The following is a 21,110-nucleotide window of genomic DNA, read 5'->3' as shown; positions in this document are numbered from 1 at the left end:
CTTTTTTATACCCCAGGCCCCCGAAAATTATCGAGGAAAGTTGGCATGCCTATGCGACTTGTTCTTGCGTTGCCTGGCTGAATCACCTGACGATCTGGACAGGCAAGGGGCTGCGCAGTAGCATCGCCGCCCCACCCCAAAAGCCCCCCCATGGTTTCAGCAACTTCAGCCCATGCCTGCGGCATCGACTTCGGCACATCCAACTCAACCGTCGGCTGGCTGAGGCCGCAGCAAGCAACGCTACTCCTGCTTGAGGACGACAAGGCGACCTTGCCTTCCGTCGTTTTCTTCAACGCCGAGGAACATTCGCTCCGCTTCGGCCGGGCCGGTCTTCAGGACTACCTCGACGGCTATGAGGGGCGGCTGATGCGTTCCCTCAAGAGCCTATTGGGCAGCAGCCTGATTGACGGGGTCACCGAAGTCCAGGGGCGCTCCATTCGCTTTCGTGATCTGCTGACCCAGTTCATTGCCACACTCAAAGAGCGGGCGGAAGCGCACGGCGGGCGCCCTTTCGATCAGGCCGTTTTCGGCCGACCCGTGCATTTTGTGGATGACGATACCACCGCCGACCGGCTGGCCGAGGCTACCTTGGGCGATATTGCTCGTGCGGTGGGGTTCAAGGAATTGAGTTTCCAATATGAGCCTATCGCCGCCGCCTTCCATTACGAGACCAGCCTGGCTCGGGAGGAAGTGGTTCTGGTAGCCGATATTGGTGGGGGCACTTCCGATTTCTCCATCGTTCGTCTTTCCCCGGATCGAGCACGGGCAGTTGATCGATGGAGCGATATCCTGGCCAACGACGGCATCCACATCGGAGGCACCGATTTCGACAAACAGCTGAGCCTGGCCGAAGTCATGCCCCTGCTGGGCCATCGAAGCCAGTTGAAGAGCGGTCGGGAAATGCCGTCCAGCGTCTACTTCAACCTGGCGACCTGGCACACCATCAACTTTGCCTACAGCCGCCAGGTCTGGGCCGAACAGCAGCGACTCCATCTTGACGCCATCGCCCCGGAACTGCTCGATCGCCTCCTGGCTTTGCTCCGGGACAGGGCCGGTCATTGGCTGGCCCACCAGGTTGAAGAGGCAAAGATTGCCCTTTCCAATCAGGAGACCGCCCGGCTTTCCCTGGAGCGATTTTCTCCGGGCCAACAAACGCTGCTGACACGCAGCCAATTTGATCTGGCAGCCCGGGTGCTCGTGGAAAAGATCGAGGGTGCCGTCGCTCGGCTGCTGCCGGAAGCAGGGGTGAAAGCGTCCGGTATCGATACGATCTTCTTCACTGGAGGATCAAGCGGCATCCCCCTGCTGCGTCGGCGAATTTCTTCGCTATTGCCCCAGGCCCGGGTCGTTGAAGGTGACCTCTTCGGCAGTATTGGCGCGGGCTTGGCTGTCGATGCGGCGCGTCGTTACGGAATGGGACGTTAACAAACAGCAAGCAGCTACTTTTTTTACCCGGCGGGAAATCGGCCATTGCTGCCATTCGGCCATCAAGCTTGAACGGCAGCAGCAACACCCAAAGCCGACTGTGCTGTTGCTACGAAACACCGGGGCGATTCAGCTCTAGATAAAGTCTTTACACCACCTCGGAGGGTTCATTCCTTGGAGCAGGCTTTTGCCGCTCTGGAATACTGGGCAGTGCACAAGCGCGAGAATGAAATTGACGAAATCACCCTCGCTGCGCCCCCCTTCGCGCACTGTTCATAAAGCAACCTGAACGACGCGGCTGATCAAGGCGCCGCCGGCAAGCAGCCATACGAAGAGCACCGCGCCCAGTAGCAGCGGTTTGGCACCTGCCTGGCGAATAGCCGCGATGTGGGTATGCAAGCCCAGTGCGCCCATCGCCATGGCGAGCAAGAAGCCGTCGAACACCTGCAAGGTGGCGACCACCCTCGTCGATAACAAGTGCAACGAGTTGAAGCCGGTCACTGCCACAAACAGCAGCGCGAACCAGGGAATTGCGATGCGCCTGCGCGCCGTACCTGGCTCGGCACGTTTGAGCCAGACCGAGAGCAGAATCAGGAAAGGTGCCAACATCATTACGCGGATCATCTTGGTGATCACTGCCGCGTTGGCCGCAACCTCTCCCATCTCGCGTCCGGCAGCGACGACCTGCGCCACCTCGTGGATCGTCGCGCCGGTAAAAATTCCGAAGCCGTGCCCGTCGGCCAGCCAACCGCCGGCTGCATTGAGGCGAAACAGCAGCGGATAGAGAAACATCGCTACGGTGCCGAAGATCACCACGGTTGCCACCGCCACCGTGACCTTATCGGACTTCGCCCCGATCACAGGCTCAGTGGCCAGCACTGCCGCCGCACCACAGATCGAACTGCCCGCGCCGATCAGGATCGCGCTATGACGATCTAGTCGCAGCAGGCGCGTGCCCAACTGATAAGCGATAAGAAAGGTCGAACCGAGTACCAACGCATCGGTCAGCACACCCGCCACGCCGACTGCGGCGATGTCTTGAAAGCTAAGGCGAAAGCCGTAGAGGATGATGCCTAGCCGCAGTAGCGGCCCCTTGGCGAACTGCACACCAGCACCACAGGCCCGCGCCATGCGGCCGAACACGGTGTTGCCGAACAGCATGCCGGCGAGAATCGCCAGTGTCAGCGCCGAGAGGCCGGCACCACGCAGCATTGTGCTGTCGGCCAGCAGAGTCGCCGCAACGGCAAGCGCCGCGCATAGTGCGAGTCCCGGCAGGTGATGGAACATTTTGTCGCGCATTGTTTTCTCCTTTGCCATACAGCTTAGGGATGCCAACAAAAGAAGACAAATCGATTGTTTGTGTGATACAAATCGAAAAATCCGATTAATTGATCACCATGCATATCACCCTGCGCCAACTTGAGGTTTTTCTCGCCACCGCGCGTGCCGGAAATATCACCCTGGCCGCCGCGACGATCGGCCTGTCTCAGTCAGCTGCCAGCAGCGCCTTGGCCGAACTGGAAAGCCAGCTCGGGCGACCGCTGTTCGATCGCGTCGGGCGCCGCATCCAGCTCAACGAGAACGGCCACTACTTGCTGCCGCGTGCGCTGGATCTGCTCCAAGGAGCTAACGCCTTGGAGAGCTCCTTCCGCCAAGACATACCGGCCCGCCTCCATGTTTCGGCGAGTCTGACCATCGGCAATTACCTGATGCCGGCCGTGTTGGCGCGGCTGCGAAGCGAAGCGCCAGCGCTGCGCATCGAGATGACGGTGGTGAATTCGGTCAGCGTGCTGCAGCAACTCATCGAGTGCCGAACAGATTTCGGTCTCATCGAGGCGCCTTTCAGCGCTCCGCAACTCGTTTTCGAGCCGTGGCAAGAAGACGAGCTGGTGGTATTCGCCCGCGCTGACCATAGGCTCGCTGGCCAGCCCGGTGATCTGGCCGCGCTGGCGGCCTGTGACTGGGTCATGCGCGAAGCAGGATCGGGCTCGCGTCGCCTGCTCGAAACACTGCTGCAGCCGGCCATCGGCGCCTTCCGCATTGCACTCGAACTAGGCAGCGGCGAAGCCGTGCGCGAAGCCGTGCGCTGCGGGCACGGCATCGCCTGCGCCTCGCGTCTGACGGTAGCACGAGAACTCGCCAGCGGCGAGTTCTCCGTACTGCCCACTCCCGGGATCAGCCTCAAGCGCCAGCTTCAACTCGTCTGGCACGCCGACCGCCAACTCGGCGCGGCGGCGGCGGCACTGCGCAGTTGTTGCCTAGCGCTGACCACGCCGCGCTGAATATTCCTCCAACCTCACTGCACGTCACCGGCCATTTGGCTGTACTACCCCAGCATCGGCAATGGCCGAACAACAGCCCCCCCATCCGCATAGCCACACCAAGCCTCCAAATCTGGCTGCCTGATTAATCCTTCCAGCAATTCCATCGCCTCGACCACCCTGCCCCGCGCCTCCGGTGTCAGCGCTTCGCCGAGGTCGAAGCGTTCGCCGCGTACGCAGAGCACGAACGACGGCGGTGGTTCCTGGCATTCCATCTGACGATAGACCTGCAGCACGGCTTGCGGCGGCAGGGCGTGGGTGGAGTGGCTGAAAATGTTAGAGGGGAAAATCCGCTCGAAGACGTAGGGGGCCGGGGTGTTTTCGCCGGCATCGATGAACAGGGCGAGTTCCCTGCCCGCCAGGTCGAGGGCGTGTTCGATGTTGAGCTGGAAGTCTTCAATCAGTTCGACGCCTTCGGCCAGCCCTTCCTTTTCCAGCCAGGCGGCCAGCCGGCCGAGCAGTTCAGGGCCGATGGCGTCGTCGCCGCGGCTGGGGTTGCCGACGGCGAAGACGACGACCGGTGCCTTCATGACCGGCTCAGGCTGTGCACCCGGTTGCCCTCGACGTCGAGCAGTTCGACTTCGAGCGGCATCTTGCCCAGTGCATGCGTGGCGCAGGAAAGGCAGGGGTCGAAGGCGCGGATGGCGACCTCGATGTGGTTGAGCAGCCCTTCGGTCACTTCGCGGCCGTGCAGGTAGCGGCGGGCGACGTGGCGGATGGCTTCGTTCATGGCCTGGTTGTTGTTGGTCGTCGAGACGATCAGGTTGGCCATGGTGATCACGTCGTTTTCGTCGACCTGATAGTGGTGGAACAGCGTGCCGCGCGGGGCCTCGATAACGCCGACGCCCTCCATCTGGCGCTCGCCTTCGACCATCAGGTCGTCCGACAGCAGGTCGTCGTCATGCAGCAGTTCCTTGATCACCTCGGCGGCGTGCAGCATTTCGATCATCCGCGTCCAGTGGTAGGCCAGCGGCGCATGCATCGGCGTGCCGCCGGCGTAGTCGACGAATTCCTTGCGCTCGCGCTCGGCGAACGGGGTGGAAATCTGGTTGCAGTTCTGCACCCGCGCCAGCGGGCCGACCTTGTACCAGCCGTGCTCCTTGCCGATGGCTCGGATGTACGGGAACTTCATGTAGCTCCACGACCTTACCTCCTCCTCGATGACCTGGTTGTAGTTCTGGTAGTCGAGGTGGTCGAAGATCAGCTTGCCGTTGTCGTCGCGGGCGCGCAGGGTGCCGTGGTAGAAGTCGAGGTCGCCGTTGTGGCCGACCAGCGACATGAAGTTGGAGCGGAAGATGCCGAAGCTGTTGTACAGCCCGGGGTCCTGCGTGTGCACCTTCTGGATCAGGCTTACCGCATCGCGCGACCATTGCACGATGTGGTAGATGTCCTTGAGCAGTTCGTCGCGTTCGGCGACGGTCAGCGACTTGTTCATCCCGCCCGGCACCGCCCCCGTGCCATGCACCCGCTTGCCGGCGGTGACGCGGATCACCTCCTGCCCGAACTTGCGCAGCAGCACGCCCTGTTTGGCGATTTCCGGATGCGCCATGGCGACGCCGACGATGTTGCGCCGGGTCACGTCACTGTCGAAACCGAACAGCAGGTCGGGCGAACAGAGGTGGAAGAAGTGCAGCGCGTGCGACTGCAGCATCTGGCCGTAGTGCATCAGGCGGCGCAGCTTTTCGGCGGCCGGGGTGAGTTTTTTGGCGCCGACGATGACGTCGAGCGCCTTGGAGGCGGCCAGATGATGTGACACCGGGCAGATGCCGCACAGGCGCTGGACCATGACCGGCACTTCCCAGTACGGCCGGCCCTGGATAAATTTTTCGAAGCCCCGGAATTCGACGATGTGCAGACGGACCTGATGCACCTTGTTCTGGTCGTCGAGCAGGATGGTGACCTTGCCATGGCCTTCGACACGCGACACGGGGTCGATGGCGACGCGGCGCAGGGGTTTGGGATGTTGGGCGGTTTCGAGTTGGTAGGTCATTGGGCCACCTCAGTCGTAATGCATCAAGCCGTGCCCCAACGCGGGTTCGCGCCCGGCCAGCAGGTCGGTCAGCACTTTCCAGATCGCATCGCCGGAGGGCGGGCAGCCGGGGATGAAGTAATCGACCTGCACCACTTCATGGATCGGGTGCACCTGGTTGAGCGGCAGGGGCAGTTCCGGATCGTTGGGGATCATGCCGTTGGCCAGCCCGGGGCTGGTGTGATAGACCTCTTCGAGGATGGTGGTCAGCGGCAGGTGGTTGCGCTGCGCCGGCAGGCCGCCGTTGATGGCGCAGGCGCCCATGGCGATCAGGATCTTGCAGTTCTGGCGGAACTCGCGCAGGACATGGACGTTCTCCGCATTGCACAGGCCGCCCTCGATGATGCCGATGTCGCAATCCGGGCTGCAGGTCTTGATGTCGGTCAGCGGCGAACGGTCAAACTCGATGTGGTCGAGCAGCGTGAACAGGCGCTCGTCGATGTCGAGGAAGGACATGTGGCAGCCGAAGCAGCCCGCCAGCGAGGTGGTAGCCACCTTGAGCTTTTTCTTGTTGCTCATTTCACTTGCCCTCTGTGACGGTTTCGGCAATCGGCGCCTTGTCGTACTTGCGCTCGCCGATGGGCACCGCAAAGCCCTGGCGTTTCCTGAGGATGACGCCGACCGGGCAGACCTGCGCCGCCTTGTCGGCCAGCGTGAAGTCGGTGTCGCCGAGCTGGCCGGACCTGGCGTTGACGATCAGGTGCGTCTTGATGCCGCGCCCAGACAGCGCGAAGACATTCTTGCCATCGACATCGCGGCTGGCCCGCACGCACAACGAGCACAGGATGCAGCGGTTGAAATCGAGCAATACCTCGGGATGCGAGGCATCGACCGGCCGATTCGGGAAGAAGTGGTCGTAATGCGGGCTCATCATGCCGAGGTGGTAGGCGGTGGCCTGCAGCTGGCAGTTGCCGCTCTTTTCGCACGACGGGCAGAAGTGGTTGCCCTCGACGAACAGCATTTGCGTCAGCGCCCGGCGTTCGGCGTTGATCTCCTCGGTATCGCTCTCGACCACCATGCCGGGCATGGCGCGCATGGTACAGGAGGCCGTGTGGCGACCATTGACCTTGACCGTGCACAGCTTGCACGAGCCGTGCGGCTTGAACTCCGGGTGGTAGCACAGGTGCGGGATGAACACCCCGGCCTTGCCGGCGGCCTGGATGATGGTCTGCCCGTCCTCGAAGGGGATGGTCTTGCCGTCGAGCGTAAAGGTCAGGCTCATGCTTCACCTCCATGGGCATTGGCCAGATGGGCGGCGGCGTCATCGCGTCCGGTCATTTGCCGTGCCGCCGACAACGCGCGGTCGAGGTCGAAGGCCGGCGTGAAATCCTGCTGGTTCATGCGCTTCTCGTAGGCCGGACGGAACTTGGCGATGGTGTCGAGCACGGGGTTGCAGGCGGTGTGGCCGAGGCCGCAATGGCTCATCGACTGAAGCAGCTGGTTGAGCTTCTCGATTTCGCTGAAGTCGTAGGGCGAACCGGCGCCGTAGTGCAGCTTGTTCATCAGGTTCTTGAGCAGCGAGGTGCCGACCCGGCACGGCGTACAGAAGCCGCAGCTTTCGTGCTGGAAGAAATGCACGTAGTTGCGCGCCACTTCGAACATGTCGCGGGTCTTGTCGAAGACGGTGAAGGCGCCGGAAGTCGGGATGTCCTCAAAGCCGATGATGCGATCGAATTCGGCCTCCGCGAGGCAGATGCCGGATGGCCCGCTGACCTGCACCGCCTGGGTATCCCGGGCGCCGCAATCGGCCAGCACCTGGCGGATGCTGACGCCGAACGGATATTCGTAGATGCCCGGCCGTTCGCAATCGCCGGATACCGACAGGATCTTGGTTCCCGTCGAATGCCGGGTGCCGATGCCGGCGTACCAGTCGCCGCCCTTCAGCGCGATCATCGCTGCCGCGGCGAAGGTTTCAACGTTATTGACGATGGTCGGCTGGTCCAGATAGCCGTTGGTGACCGGGAAAGGCGGCCGGTTGCGCGGCGTGCCGCGCTTGCCTTCAAGTGATTCGATCAGCGCCGACTCTTCGCCGCAGATGTAGGCGCCGGCCCCGACGTGGATGTCGATGTCGAAATCCGCCCCCGGAATGCCCAGGATGTTCTCGCCCAGCAGCTTTTCGCGACGCCGCCGGGCCAGCACGGCGTTCAGGTGATCGAGCAGGTAGCGGTATTCGCCGCGCAGATAGACAAAACCTTTGGTCGCCCCCACCGCGTAGGCCGCCACGGTCATGCCCTCGAAGACCAGATCGGCACATGTCGACAGCAGCACGCGATCCTTGAAGGTGCCCGGCTCGCCTTCGTCGGCGTTGCACACGATGATGCGCTGGTAGCCCGCCTTGAGCTGGGCATTGCGGCAGGCCTCCCACTTCATGCCGGTGGTGAAGCCGGCGCCGCCGCGACCGCGCAGGCCGGCACGCTTGATTTCGTCGAGCACGGCAATCGGCCCGCCCATGCCGCTGGGCAGCCCTTCGCGCCAGGAACGCATGTTGGAGGCCATCAAGCCTTCGTCCGGCGCCCGTGCCCGGCCGGCCAGCAGCGCCTCGCCGGGCTTGAAGTCGGCATTGAGCAGGATGTCGGCGCGCCGGATGTTGTCTTCCACCTTGAAAAAGGCCGCCGGCCATTCGGACAGGGGAAGCTTGTTGCGGATCAGTTCGGCGATTTCGTCGATGCGCTCGGCAGTCAGCGCGGCCATGGCGGTATTGTTGATGAGCAGCGCCGGCCCCTGGTCGCACATGCCGGTGCAGGCCGTCTTGCCGACACTGACCAGGCCATCCTCCGAAACCTTGCCGCGCTCGACCCACAGGTTGTTGCACAGGCGCTCCATCAAGGCCCGGTTGCCGAGCATGCGGTCGGTGATGTTGTCGGAAAACAGAACCCGGTACCTGCCGCGCGGCTCGGTGTAGAAGAAAGAATAGAAGCCGGCAACGCCTTCTATCTTGGTGCGCGGAACGCCGAGGGTCGATTGCAGCCGGTCAATCGCTTCCGGCGAGATCCAGTCGCAGCTTTCCTGGATTTCCCGGAGGATCTGCACCATGTTGGAGGGGTCGCGCCGATAGCGGGCAACCACCCGATCCACGACGCCGGCAACCGCTTCGGCATGCATTGTGTTGAGTGCCACGACGTCCTCCCGTCAACAGCTCACGACATGAACAGACTAGCACCCCTAGATGATGGTTTGTTGCTCTAGATCAAATAACAAAGCCCCGATATTCAACAAATCGTAATTTGGCTGTGCAAGAATATTGCTGCACTACAGCATAAAATTTAGCTCGCCAAATCGACGATTTCGGAAAAGATTGATGCGGCGCACTAGTCCCCAAACTGTATGGAAGGATGAAACAGCATGAACACCACGAATCCAGCGCTTCCCCTGGCCGGCAAGAAGGGCCTGATCACCGGCATCGCCAACGACAAGTCGATCGCCTATGCGGTTGCCAAGGCCATCGTCGAACTGGGTGGTGAGATCGCCATCACCTACCAGAACGACAAGACCGCCCGCTACACCCAGCCGCTGGCCGAAGCCCTCGGTGCCAAGCTCTTCCTCAAGCTGGACGTTGCCGAACCGGGCTGCCTCGAAGGGGTCATCGCGCAGTGTGGCGAAACCTTCGGCGAACTCGACTTCGCCATTCACTCGATGGCCTTCTGCAATGCCGACGACCTGCACGGTCGCGTCATCGACGCCACCGAGGAAGGCTTCGATGCGGCGATGAACGTTTCCTGCCACAGCTTCCTGCGCATGGCCAAGGCGCTTGAGCCGTTGATGGCGCACGGCGGCTCGCTGATCACCATGTCCTACCTCGGCGCCGAACGCGTCGTCCGCAACTACGGCGTCATGGGCATCATCAAGGCCGCGCTCGAATCCGCCGTCCGTTACATGGCTTACGACCTCGGCCCCAAGGGCATTCGCGTCTTCGCCGTATCGCCCGGCCCGATCATGACCCGTGCCGCTTCCGGCATCGCCAACTTCAACACGCTGCTCGAAAACGACGCCGAGAAGGCGCCGCTCGGCCGCACCGTGACCATCGAGGAAGTCGGCGCCCTGACCGCCTTCCTGTGCACCGCCGGCTCTTCCGGCATGACCGGTCAGACCATCTACGTTGACGCCGGCGCCCACATCGTCGCCTGATCGCCCCAGGCGCCACGGACCCCGCCAGGCATCGCCCGGGGTCCGGTTTTTCCCGACGGCGCGTCTGCCCGCCGTCGTGCGAAGCAAGCGAGGAGACCATCATGGCTGATATCGAAGGACTGCTCCCCGACCCCGTGCCGGATCACCCGCTGTTGCGCGGCCGCCGCGAAATCGGCCGCGGCGAGAGCACCATCGTCCTCGAAGCCGATACCGTCGACGGCCAGGAACGGGTCTACAAAGTGCTCTCCTCGCCCACCGACTATGCCTATTACACGGCCGAGGACCGCCCCACCGGCCGCCATTTTCCGGTGGTGTATGCCGACCATGGCACGTTCGGGCGGTCCAGCCGGGGCTTTCCCTTCCATATCGTCGAAGTGGAGCGCCTCTACCCGCTGCCCGGCCACGGCGAGGCGGCCGAAGTGGCGACCAAGCTGTCCACCTCCTATTTCGACGCCTGCATGATGTGGCGCAACCTGGCCCAGGACATGGGGCGGATCGCGCTGCATCACCTGAACGTCACGCCCATGGGCTGGAGCGATGCGGTGCATGAATCGCTTAAGGCGCTGGAAGTGTTTTCCAACGAATACGGCGCGCTGCCCGACCTGATCAAGGCCGACAACCTGATGATGCGCAAGGACGGTACCCTCGTGTTCTCCGATCCGGTCTTCATGGAGTAACGCAATGACCGTCAGCCGAATTCAATACACCTCGCGCAAGCTGGCCGAGCAATTGCGCGGGTCGCCCTACATGGCGGTCATCTCGATTACCGATCCGACGACGCCGGAGGCGAAACTCGACCCGCTGTTCCGCCACGTGCTCCGCCTGTCCTTTTTCGATGCCATTCCGGCCGACGAATACATGCCGTCCCTGCCCGGCCTGTTCGACCACCGCATGGCGGCGCAGATCTGCACCTTCATCGAGGAGTTGCACGCCGCGCCGTTCGAGATTTCGCTGATGGTGCATTGTGAATACGGGGTCAGCCGCTCGGCTGCCGTCGCCCTGTTCGCCGAAGCGCTGACCGGCGCACCGCTCGACGCCCGTGAATTCACCTACGAGGCCAACCAATGGGTCATCGACCTGCTGGAGACGCATCGCAAGGGGCTTTCGGTCAACGTCCCGCTGCCCCTGCTCAGCCGCGAGCGCCGTCGTGCACAGCGCGACTGACATGGCGCGCGCCGCGAACCGGGACGCATGGAACCCGCAGCCCGGATTGCCCGCCTCTGCCGCCCCCAACTTGAAGATCGCTTGAAGCACTGGAGCAAGCCCGCATGAACCAACAAACCGAACCCCGTTACCTGGCCAACAAGACTTTCGATGAAATCCGCATCGGTGACTCGGCTTCGCTGACACGCACGCTGATGCCGGAGGACGTGAAGCTCTTCGCCATCCTGACCGGCGACGTGAATCCCTCCATCGTCGATCCGAAGTACTCCGAAAGCGGCATGTTCCGCGAAGTGATCGCCCACGGCATGTGGAGCGGCTCGCTGATCTCCACCGTGCTCGGCACCCAGTTCCCCGGTCCGGGCACCATCCTGGTCGATCAGAGCCTGCATTTCGCCCGGCCGGTCACCATCGGCGACAGCATCACCATCACCGTCACGGCCAAGCAGAAGTTCGAGCACAACAAGCATGTCATCTTCGATTGTGTGTGCACCAACCAGGAAGGCCTGCAAGTGGTGCGCGGCTCGGCCGAAATTCTCGCCCCGCTGGAAAAGGTATCGCGCCTGGAAGAGGTGCGCATGCCGCAGATCCGCATCGACGACAAGCGCGAGCGCTACGCCCACCTGCTGGACCGCGTGAAGGGCCTGGAGCCGATCCCCACCGCCGTCGCCCATCCCTGCGACGAGGAGTCGCTGAAAGGGCCGGTCATGGCTTTCCAGGCCGGCATCATCGAACCCTTCCTGGTCGGCCCGGAAAACAAGATACGCGCCGTTGCCGAGGAATTCGGCATCGACCTGCACGGCATCCGCCTCATCCATGCCGCGCACAGCCACGACTCGGCTGCCAACGCCGTCTCCCTGGTGCGTACCGGCGATGCCGAGGCGCTGATGAAGGGCAGCCTGCACACCGACGAGCTGATGGGGGAGGTGGTCGCCCGCGCCAACGGCCTGCGCACCAGCCGCCGCATCAGCCACGTCTTCCTGATGGACGTGCCGACCTACCACCGGCCGCTGCTGATCACCGACGCCGCCATCAACATCGCCCCGACGCTGGAAGAGAAGGCCGACATCATCCGCAACGCCATCGACCTCGCCCACGTCATCGGCATTCCGGAACCCAAGGTCGCCATCCTGTCGGCGGTCGAGACGATCAACCCGAAGATTCAGTCCACGCTCGATGCAGCGGCCCTGTGCAAGATGGCCGACCGGGGGCAGATCAAGGGCGGCATCCTCGACGGCCCACTCGCCTTCGACAACGCCATTTCCATCGTTGCCGCCAAGACCAAGGGCATCAAGTCCGCCGTCGCCGGCCATGCCGAAATCCTCGTCGTGCCCGATCTCGAATCCGGCAACATGGTCGCCAAGCAGCTGGAATATCTGGCCAACGCCCTGACGGCCGGCATCGTGCTCGGCACCAAGGTGCCCATCGTGCTGACCAGCCGCGCCGACAGCGCCGAAACCCGAACCGCATCGTGCGTCATTGCCGCATTGATCGCCCACGCCAACCGCAAGAACGGAACCACCTGACATGAAACAAGGAATCCTGACGATCAATGCCGGATCGTCCTCCATCAAGTTTGCCCTCTTCCCGCTCGACCATCCGATTTCCCCGGAAGCCGAAGTCTCCGGCCAGATCGACGGCATCGGCACCGAAACGACCCGGATGACCGCCAAGAACAGGGCCGGCGAACGCATCGCCGACCAGCTGCTCGAAGGCGGCAAGGTCAACCATGCGCAGGCCTTCGACGCCTTGCTCAAGTGGTTCACCGCCAGCCACGCCAACTGGCAGATCGTCGCCGTCGGCCATCGCGTCGTGCACGGCGGCGAGCGCTACTCGCAGCCGACGGTCATCGACGACACCGTGCTCGGCCATCTGCAAAGCTTTATCCCGCTCGCCCCGCTGCATGAGCCGCACAACGTCGCCGGCATCGTCGCGCTGCAGGCCCTGCTGCCCAGCGTGCCGCAGATCGCCTGCTTCGATACCGCCTTCCACCGCAGCCAGCCGGAAGTCGCCCAGACCTTCGGCCTGCCGCGCAACATCACCGCCGAAGGCATCAAGCGCTACGGCTTCCACGGTCTCTCCTACGAGTTCATCGCCCGCGCCCTGCCGCAGCATTCCGGCCGCGCCGCCGGCCGCGTCGTCGTCGCCCACCTCGGCAACGGCGCCAGCATGGCGGCCATGGTCGACCGCAAGTGCGTCGCCACCACGCTCGGCTTCTCGACCATCGACGGCCTGGTCATGGGCACCCGCTGTGGCAACCTCGACCCGGGCGTCGTGCTGCACCTGATGGAAACCAAGAACCTGTCGGTCAAGGACATGACCAGGATGCTGTACAAGGAATCCGGCCTGCTCGGCGTTTCCGGTCTCAGCCAGGACATGCGCACCCTGCTCGCCAGCGACAAGCCGGAAGCCGAGGAAGCGGTGAACCTGTTTTGCTACCGCATCGCCCGCGAACTCGGTTCGCTGGTCGCTGCGGCGGGCGGCCTCGATGCCCTGGTATTCACCGGCGGCATCGGCGAGCACGCGGCCGAAGTGCGCCGCCGCGTCTGCCTGCAGTCCGAATGGCTGGGCATCCGCCTCAACCCGGAAGCCAACGCCCGCCACGAACTGCGCATCTCGGCCGGCAACAGCAGCGTCGATGTGCTGGTCATCCCGACCAATGAAGAATGGATGATGGCGCACCACGCGCAAACCCTGCTCGGACTCTGAGCGCCGCTGCCCCGGCCGACCTTGCGGCCGGGACGGCAGCACCGATATCGTCAATCGGGGCGGTTGAGATTATCAATTTCCCCGCCTTTCCCGCGCTCGCTACCCTGCTCCTTCCAACAACAAAGGAGCAATCAGCATGGAGCGCAATCTCTTTCCCCCCCGGCATCGGCTCGGCCGCGCAGGCCTGTGCGCCGTACTGCTGGCGCTGACCCCGGCGCTGCACGCCGAACCGGCGCCCGCCAAGGCCACGATGAGCAACAAGGACTGGTGGCCGAACCGCCTCGACCTGTCCGCGCTGCGCCAGCACAATCCGGCCTCGAACCCGCTCGGCACGGGTTTCGACTATGCCAGGGCCTTCAAGACGCTGGACCTCGAGGCCGTCAAGAAGGACATCAAGGCCACGCTGACCACGTCGCAGGACTGGTGGCCGGCCGACTACGGCAACTACGGCCCGTTCTTCATCCGCATGGCCTGGCACAGCGCCGGCACTTACCGCACCATGGACGGCCGCGGCGGTTCCGACGGCGGCCAGCAACGCTTCGACCCGCTCAACAACTGGCCGGACAACGTCAGTCTCGACAAGGCACGTCGCCTGCTGTGGCCCGTCAAGCAAAAATACGGCGCCAGGATATCGTGGGGCGACCTGATGGTACTGGCCGGAACTGTCGCCATGGAGCAGATGGGCATGAAGACCTTCGGCTTTGCCGGCGGTCGCGCCGACGACTGGGAACCCGATCTCGTCTACTGGGGACCGGAAAAAACATGGCTCGGCGACACCCGCCACCAGGCCGGCCGCAAGCTGGAAAACCCGCTCGCCGCCGTGCAGATGGGCCTTATCTATGTGAATCCCGAGGGGCCGAACGGCAATCCGGATCCGGTCGCCGCCGCCAGGGATATCCGCGACACCTTCGGCCGCATGGGTATGAACGACGAGGAGACCGTCGCCCTGATCGCCGGCGGCCACACTTTCGGCAAGGCGCACGGCGCGCATAACCCGGAAAAATGCCTGGAAGCGGATCCGGCCGCGGCACCGCTTGAGGAACAAGGGCTGGGCTGGAAGAACAAGTGCGGCAAGGGCAAGGCCGAGGACACCATCACCAGCGGCCTCGAAGGCGCCTGGACGTCAAGCCCGGCGGCCTTCACGACCCAGTACCTGTCCAACCTGTTCGCCTGGAACTGGGTGCAGAGCAAGAGCCCGGCCGGCGCCATCCAGTGGATTCCGTCCGACCCGTCGGCGGCGACCATGGTCCCCGACGCCCACATCAAGGACAAGCGCCACGCACCGATCATGTTCACCACCGACCTGTCGCTGCGTTTCGATCCGGCCTACGAGAAGATCGCCCGCCGTTTCATGGAGAACCCGAAGGATTTCGAACTCGCCTTCGCCAAAGCCTGGTTCAAGCTGACCCACCGCGACCTCGGCCCGCGTACCCGCTACCTCGGGGCCGATGTGCCGAAGGAAGCCCTGATCTGGCAAGACCCGATTCCAGCGGTCGATCACAAGCTGATCGACGGCAAGGACGCCGAAGCGCTGAAATCCCGGATTCTCGCCTCCGGTCTTGCCAATACCGCGCTCATCCGCACCGCCTGGGCTTCAGCCGCGACCTTCCGCGGTACCGACATGCGCGGCGGGGCCAACGGCGCACGTCTCCGCCTCGCGCCGCAGAAAGACTGGGCCGTCAACGACCCGAGCGAACTGGCGAACGTGCTGGCCAAGCTGGAAAACGTCCAACGTGACTTCAACGCCGGCCTCAAGGGCGGCAAGAAAGTATCACTCGCCGACACCATCGTGCTCGCCGGTTCCGCCGCCGTCGAAGCCGCTGCCAAAAAAGCTGGCTACAACGTCCAGGTGCCGTTCACGCCGGGTCGCATGGATACGACGCAAGAGAAGACGGACGTCAATTCCTTCGCCGTGCTCGAACCCAAGGCCGACGGTTTCCGCAACTACTACGGCAAGGACGCACGCCTGTCGCCGGCCGAGAGCCTGATCGACCGGGCCAACCTGTTGACGCTGACCGTGCCGGAAATGAGCGTCCTCGTCGGCGGCCTGCGCACCCTCGACGCCAACGCCGGCGGTACCCGGCACGGCGTGTTCACCAGCCGTCCCGGCGTGCTGACGAACGACTTTTTCGTCAATCTGCTCGACATGTCGACCGTCTGGTCCAAGTCGGCCGATGCGGGACTGTACGAGGGGCGCGACCGCAAGAGCGGCCAGGTCAAATGGACGGCGACGCCGGTCGACCTGCTCTTCGGCTCCAACTCCGAACTGCGCGCCGTCGCCGAACACTACGCCGGCAGCGATGCCCATGAAAAGTTCGTCAAGGACTTCGTCAAGGCGTGGTCCAAGGTGATGGACCTCGACCGTTTCGAGCGCAAGCTATAAGGCCCCGGGCCTGACAGCCCCCCGGCCTGGCCGGGGGGCTGTCAGGCCGGCAAGAAAACATCAATGACGCCAATTGAGATTATCAATTTCACCGGCGGGACAAAGCTTGTTAGCCTCAGACCTTCATACTCCCGCCATCAGAAGGAAGTTGCTTGACCCTGCGTGAACTGCGCTACCTGGTCGCCCTGGCCGATCTTCGCCATTTCGGCCAGGCTGCCGATGCCTGCCATGTCACCCAGTCGACACTCTCGATCCAGCTGCGCAAGCTGGAAGGTTACCTTGGCCAGACGCTGGTGGACCGGCAAGGCAATCGGCCGACCCTGACGCCGATCGGCGAGCAGATCGTCGAGCGGGCGCGGCGCCTGCTGGCCGAGGCCGACGGCATCCTCACCCTGACCCGCCTGCGCAGCGGTCCGCTGGAGGGTGCCGTGACACTCGGCATCATCCCGACGCTGGCTCCCTACTATTTGCCGGACCTGTTGCAGACGGTCGGCACGTCCTTCCCAAAACTGCGGCTGATGGTGCAGGAGGGCCTCACCGCCGACCTCTGCGGCCGGCTCGCCGACGGCTCGCTCGACGCCGCGCTGTTGGCGCTGCCGACACCGCTGGCGAACTTCGTCCGCTCGCCGGACTGCGCGAACTGCGAGGCCACCGTGCAATCCCTGCCCGAATCGCTGTCACCGGATACCTACGAAGGGCGTGTCCTGTTCGATGAACCGTTCAGCGTCGCCCTGCCACCGGAGCATCCGCGCGCCAACCAAGGCAGCGTGGCGGCCGTGGAGCTGGACGACCTCGAATTGCTGCTGCTCACCGACGGCCACTGCCTGAGCGGCCAGGCCCTCGACATCTGTCGGCGTCGCGAGCAGCAAGCCGACGATACGGTCGATTGCCGTGCCACCAGCCTGGAAACCCTGCTCCATCTGGTTAGCGCCGGTCGAGGCTGCACACTGCTGCCGGCGCTGGCAACCCGCCACGTCAATCCGCTACTGGTTGCCGTCCGGCCGTTACGCAGCGGCGAATACCGGCGCATCGGGCTGGTCTGGCGGCGCACCCACCCACGCGGCAGGGAGCTCGAATTGCTGGCCGACACCCTGGGCAGCGCACCACCTTGCGAGACAATTTCCAGATCCCCGTGACGGTATATCGCCCCTCCAAAAAAAAGATTTTTTTCACCCCGCCCCGGTCTCATGGATGTGAGCCGGGGCGTTGTTTTTTCGGGCTTTTCCGGCGCATGACGACATCACAGGAGCACGATCCACAAACACCATATCTAGTCAAGATATTGTATCGACCCACTAGATATAGTAGATTCGCCCCATTCGAACACTAGAACCGAAACTGTCGAGAGGAGCCATCCATGAGCAAGGTTGCAGAACAGCTTTCACTGACCGATATTCCCGCGCCGCCCGAATTCGCCCCCCTGCCGGAACAGGAAATTTCCGGCGAGGTGCTAATCGAAAAATATGCCAAGGGCAAGGAAACCAATGTTCACGACGTGCGCAAGCGCGTTGCCTGGGCGCTGGCCCAGATCGAGCAGGAAGCTGATCGCGCACACTGGGAAGCCCGCTTCCTGTGGGCTCAGGAAAACGGTTTCATCCCGGCCGGCCGTATCAACTCCGCCGCCGGCACCGACCTGCAGGCCACGCTGATCAACTGCTTCGTGCAGCCGGTCGGCGATTCCATCGTCGAGAACACCGATGGCCGTCCCGGCATCTACACCGCGCTCGCCCAGGCCGCCGAAACCATGCGTCGCGGCGGTGGCGTCGGCTACGACTTCTCGTCCATCCGTCCGCAGGGCGCCCGCGTCAAGGGCACACAATCCCGCGCTTCCGGCCCGGTTTCCTACATGCGCGTCTTCGACCGCTCCTGCGAAACCGTCGAATCCGCCGGCGCCCGCCGCGGCGCCCAGATGGGCGTGCTGCGCTGCGACCATCCGGATATCGAGGACTTCATTCACGCCAAGGACCACGGCGACCTGACCAACTTCAACATCTCCATCGGCGTTACCGACGGCTTCATGGAAGCGGTCGATGCCGACACCGATGTCGAGCTGGCTCACCGTGCCGAACCGAATGCCGACATGCGCTCGGCCGGCGCCTACCAGCGCGAAGACGGCATGTGGGTCTATCGCAAGGTGCGCGCCCGCGACCTGTGGGACCAGGTCATGAAGTCCACCTACGACCACGCCGAACCGGGCATCCTGTTCCTCGACCGCATGAACAAGGACAACAACCTCAATTACTGCGAAGTGATCGAGGCGACCAACCCGTGCGCCGAACAGCCGCTGCCACCGTACGGCTGCTGCTGCCTGGGTTCGATCAACCTGACCCTGTACGTCAAAAACCCGTTCTCCGAACAGGCCGAATTCGATTTCGACGCCTTCGCCGAAGTTATCCGCGTCTCCACCCGCATGCTCGACAACGTGCTCGACGCCACCCACTGGCCGCTCGAGCGCCAGCAGCAGGAAGCCGCCAACAAGCGCCGCGTCGGCCTCGGCTTCACCGGCCTCGGCGACATGCTGGCCATGCTGCGCCTGCGCTACGACAAGGCCGAGGCTCGCGCCATGGCCAGCCGCATCAGCGAATTCATGCGCGACACCGCCTACCTGACCTCGGTCGAAATGGCCAAGGAACGCGGCGCCTTCCCGCTGTTCAACGCTGAACTCTACCTGTCCGGCGGCAACTTCGCTTCCCGCCTGCCGAACGACGTCAAGGCCGAAATCCGCAAGCACGGCCTGCGCAACTCGCACCTGCTGTCCATCGCCCCGACCGGCACCATTTCGCTGGCCTTCGCCGACAACGCCTCGAACGGCATCGAGCCGCCCTTCTCGTGGACCTACAACCGCAAGAAGCGCATGCAGGACGGCACGATCAAGGAATACTCGGTCGAGGATTACGCCTGGCGCATGTACAAGCACCGCGGCGGTGACGTCGCCAACCTGCCGGACTACTTCGTCACGGCGCTGGAAATCTCCGCCAAGGCCCACAGCGACATGGTCGCCGCCGTTGCCCCCTACGTCGACACCTCGATCTCGAAGACGGTGAACGTACCGGCCGACTACCCGTACGAAGACTTCCAGGATCTCTACATGCAGGCCTGGAAGGCCGGCCTCAAGGGTCTGGCCACCTATCGCCCGAACAGCGTGCTGGGTTCCGTCCTGTCCGTCACGCCGGAACCGACCGCCGAGGCGGCCGCTGCCGCCGACGCCAAGGCACCGCAAGACTTCGTTTCCGACGCCAACCGCCGCCTGTCGATCAAGAACCTGCCGGCGCCGGTGCTCTCCAGCCTGCGCTGGCCGGGCCGCCCGAACCTGCCGGAAGGCAACCTGTGCTGGACCTACATGGTCGATTCGCCGATCGGCAAGTTCGCCCTGTTCGTCGGCCACGTCGAACAGGAAGGTCGTGCCTGGCCGTTCGAAGTGTGGGCCAACGGCCCGGCCGAACCGCGCGGCCTGGGCGCCGTCGCCAAGACGCTGTCGATGGACATGCGCGCCAACGACCACGGCTGGCTGCAACTGAAGCTGGAGGCCCTGGCCAAGATGCCGGGCGACGCCTTCGATATGCAGATGCCGCCGCACGGCGAACGCAAGCGCATGCCGTCCGTCGTCGCCGCCATGGCCCAGGTCATCCTGTGGCGCGGTGAGCAACTTGGCGCCTTCGGCCACGATGGCCCGACGCCGGTCAAGGACGCCCTGTTCAGCACCAAGGAACCGAAGACCGGCACCGACGGCACGTTGTCCTGGACCGTCGACGTCAGCAACACCTCGACCGGCGAAGACTTCGTCCTCGGCCTCAAGGAAATCACGCTGCCCGACGGCACCTCGCGTCCGTACTCGATGTGGCTGTCCGGTAACTACCCGCGTGCCCTCGACGGCCTGTGCAAGCTGTTGTCGCTCGACATGCGCGTGCTCGATCCGGCCTGGATCGGCATGAAGCTGCGCAAGCTGCTCGACTACTCCGAGCCGTTCGGCGACTTCATGGCCTTCGTCCCGGGTTCCCGCAAGCAACAGACCTACCCGTCGACCGTGGCTTACATCGCCCAGTTGATCATCCACCGCTACGCCATGCTCGGCATCCTCGACGAAGCAGGCTTCCCGCTGCAGCAGATGGGCATCCTGGAAGCACCGGAAGACACCACCAGCAACAAGGTGCTGCCGACCCAGGGCAAGCTGTGCGGCGAGTGCGGCAACCACACCATGATCCGCAAGGATGGCTGCGACTTCTGCACCGCCTGTGGCGCCGTAGGAACCTGCGGCTGAGCAAGACGCAAGCTCTCAAGAAAAAACGCCCCGGAACTCCGGGGCGTTTTTGTTTCTGCGCGATGAGGCAAATGACTCGCAGAATAGCGCGTCACGGCGCCTGTCAGGTTTTCTCCAGCCAGAACAAGGAAGTAATGGTTTTCGCGTCGGTGATGCGTCCATCCCAAACGGCCTGCCTGGCTTCGTCAGGCGACAACTCGACGACATCCAGAAATTCGTTGTGATCGAGCTGCTTTTCACCTTCCAGACGCAGACCGCGAGCGACAAAGATTTCAATGCGCTCGTCGGAGTAGCCGATGCACGGATGCATCACGCCAAGGTATTCCCACTCGCTGGCGGCATAACCGGTCTCCTCCAGTAGCTCGCGCTTCGCCGTTTCGATGGTGGCCTCGCCGTGATCGATTTTCCCGGCCGGCAACTCCAGGAATACGCGGCGCAACGGATAGCGGAATTGCCGTTCGAACAACAAATTGCCATTCGGCAGGAAAGCCAGAATGACGACAGCCCCGGGGTGCACAATGTACTCCCGTATCGATTCCTGGCCATTGGGTAGGCGTACGTGGTCCTTCCTGACTTTCAGCAAGGCGCCGTCGAAGACGGATTCGCTGGAGATTTCGGATTCGATCAGATGTGTATCGTGCGACATGTTCAACTCCACAAAGCAAAACGCCCCGACAAGCGGGGCGTTTTCAATTAGCG

17 protein-coding genes are annotated in these 21,110 nt (G+C 63.4%); 10 read left to right on the top strand and 7 right to left on the bottom strand.

From position 1 onward, the window contains the following. Positions 1-150 precede the first annotated feature (150 nt). Complete coding sequence (locus tag F1002_RS03015) at positions 151-1,425, top strand: Hsp70 family protein (RefSeq protein ID WP_150427538.1); 1,275 nt, start codon at positions 151-153, stop codon at positions 1,423-1,425. Between the two features lie 273 nt (positions 1,426-1,698). Here F1002_RS03015 and F1002_RS03010 read toward each other — a convergent pair whose 3' ends face one another. Continuing rightward, the gene (locus F1002_RS03010; RefSeq protein ID WP_150427537.1) at positions 1,699-2,724 is read right to left on the bottom strand and encodes a YeiH family protein; all 1,026 of its coding nucleotides are present in this window, start codon (positions 2,722-2,724) and stop codon (positions 1,699-1,701) included. A gap of 98 nt (positions 2,725-2,822) precedes the next feature. Between F1002_RS03010 and F1002_RS03005 the strand changes: the two genes are divergently transcribed. After that, complete coding sequence (locus tag F1002_RS03005) at positions 2,823-3,707, top strand: LysR family transcriptional regulator (protein WP_150427536.1); 885 nt, start codon at positions 2,823-2,825, stop codon at positions 3,705-3,707. A gap of 44 nt (positions 3,708-3,751) precedes the next feature. Here the strand turns inward: F1002_RS03005 and F1002_RS03000 are convergent, their stop codons facing one another. Genes F1002_RS03000 through F1002_RS02980 form a run of 5 tightly spaced genes read right to left on the bottom strand, consistent with a single transcriptional unit; the run spans position 3,752 to position 8,877 of the window. Then, complete coding sequence (locus F1002_RS03000) at positions 3,752-4,276, bottom strand: hydrogenase maturation protease (RefSeq protein WP_150427535.1); 525 nt, start codon at positions 4,274-4,276, stop codon at positions 3,752-3,754. Further along, positions 4,273-5,736, bottom strand: a complete 1,464-nt coding sequence (locus F1002_RS02995) for a Ni/Fe hydrogenase subunit alpha (RefSeq protein ID WP_150427534.1) — start codon at positions 5,734-5,736, stop codon at positions 4,273-4,275. Before F1002_RS02995 ends, F1002_RS03000 begins: the two co-directional genes overlap by 4 nt. 9 nt (positions 5,737-5,745) lie before the next feature. Beyond that, a complete protein-coding gene (locus tag F1002_RS02990; protein ID WP_150427533.1) occupies positions 5,746-6,294 on the bottom strand; it encodes an NADP oxidoreductase in 549 nt (182 codons plus the stop codon). Between the two features lies 1 nt (position 6,295). Beyond that, positions 6,296-6,997 carry a 2Fe-2S iron-sulfur cluster-binding protein gene (locus tag F1002_RS02985; protein WP_150427532.1) on the bottom strand — a complete coding sequence of 234 codons (702 nt, stop codon included), beginning with the start codon at positions 6,995-6,997 and terminating at the stop codon, positions 6,296-6,298. Continuing rightward, a complete protein-coding gene (locus F1002_RS02980) occupies positions 6,994-8,877 on the bottom strand; it encodes an NAD(P)H-dependent oxidoreductase subunit E (protein WP_150427934.1) in 1,884 nt (627 codons plus the stop codon). The genes F1002_RS02985 and F1002_RS02980 overlap by 4 nt, the downstream gene beginning before the upstream one ends. A gap of 240 nt (positions 8,878-9,117) precedes the next feature. Between F1002_RS02980 and fabI the strand changes: the two genes are divergently transcribed. From fabI to F1002_RS02940, 8 genes are all read left to right on the top strand, one after another. After that, entirely contained in the window at positions 9,118-9,900 is a 783-nt protein-coding gene (fabI, locus tag F1002_RS02975) for an enoyl-ACP reductase FabI (protein WP_150427531.1), read from the top strand. 101 nt (positions 9,901-10,001) lie between these two features. Next, positions 10,002-10,577, top strand: a complete 576-nt coding sequence (locus F1002_RS02970; RefSeq protein ID WP_150427530.1) for a hypothetical protein — start codon at positions 10,002-10,004, stop codon at positions 10,575-10,577. Positions 10,578-10,581: 4 nt separating this feature from the next. Next, the gene (locus F1002_RS02965; protein ID WP_150427529.1) at positions 10,582-11,064 is read left to right on the top strand and encodes a dual specificity protein phosphatase family protein; all 483 of its coding nucleotides are present in this window, start codon (positions 10,582-10,584) and stop codon (positions 11,062-11,064) included. A gap of 104 nt (positions 11,065-11,168) precedes the next feature. Continuing rightward, complete coding sequence (locus F1002_RS02960; RefSeq protein WP_150427528.1) at positions 11,169-12,587, top strand: bifunctional enoyl-CoA hydratase/phosphate acetyltransferase; 1,419 nt, start codon at positions 11,169-11,171, stop codon at positions 12,585-12,587. 1 nt (position 12,588) lies between these two features. Beyond that, entirely contained in the window at positions 12,589-13,770 is a 1,182-nt protein-coding gene (locus F1002_RS02955; RefSeq protein WP_150427527.1) for an acetate/propionate family kinase, read from the top strand. Positions 13,771-13,906: 136 nt separating this feature from the next. Next, positions 13,907-16,153, top strand: coding sequence for a catalase/peroxidase HPI (katG, locus tag F1002_RS02950; protein ID WP_304522904.1), 2,247 nt, complete (start codon positions 13,907-13,909; stop codon positions 16,151-16,153). A gap of 152 nt (positions 16,154-16,305) precedes the next feature. Then, positions 16,306-17,289 (top strand): LysR substrate-binding domain-containing protein, encoded by a 984-nt coding sequence (locus F1002_RS02945; RefSeq protein ID WP_150427526.1) that lies wholly within the window; start codon positions 16,306-16,308, stop codon positions 17,287-17,289. A gap of 221 nt (positions 17,290-17,510) precedes the next feature. Further along, positions 17,511-20,411, top strand: coding sequence for an adenosylcobalamin-dependent ribonucleoside-diphosphate reductase (locus tag F1002_RS02940; RefSeq protein WP_150427525.1), 2,901 nt, complete (start codon positions 17,511-17,513; stop codon positions 20,409-20,411). A 103-nt stretch (positions 20,412-20,514) separates the two neighbouring features. Here the strand turns inward: F1002_RS02940 and F1002_RS02935 are convergent, their stop codons facing one another. Continuing rightward, positions 20,515-21,057, bottom strand: a complete 543-nt coding sequence (locus F1002_RS02935; protein ID WP_150427524.1) for an NUDIX domain-containing protein — start codon at positions 21,055-21,057, stop codon at positions 20,515-20,517. Positions 21,058-21,110: the final 53 nt, after the last annotated feature.

It is taken from the genome of Dechloromonas sp. CZR5, from assembly GCF_008711155.1.
GTDB lineage: Bacteria > Pseudomonadota > Gammaproteobacteria > Burkholderiales > Rhodocyclaceae > Azonexus.
The sequence above is the reverse complement of the archived record's forward strand: the minus strand, read 5'-3'. Positions and strand labels throughout refer to the sequence as shown.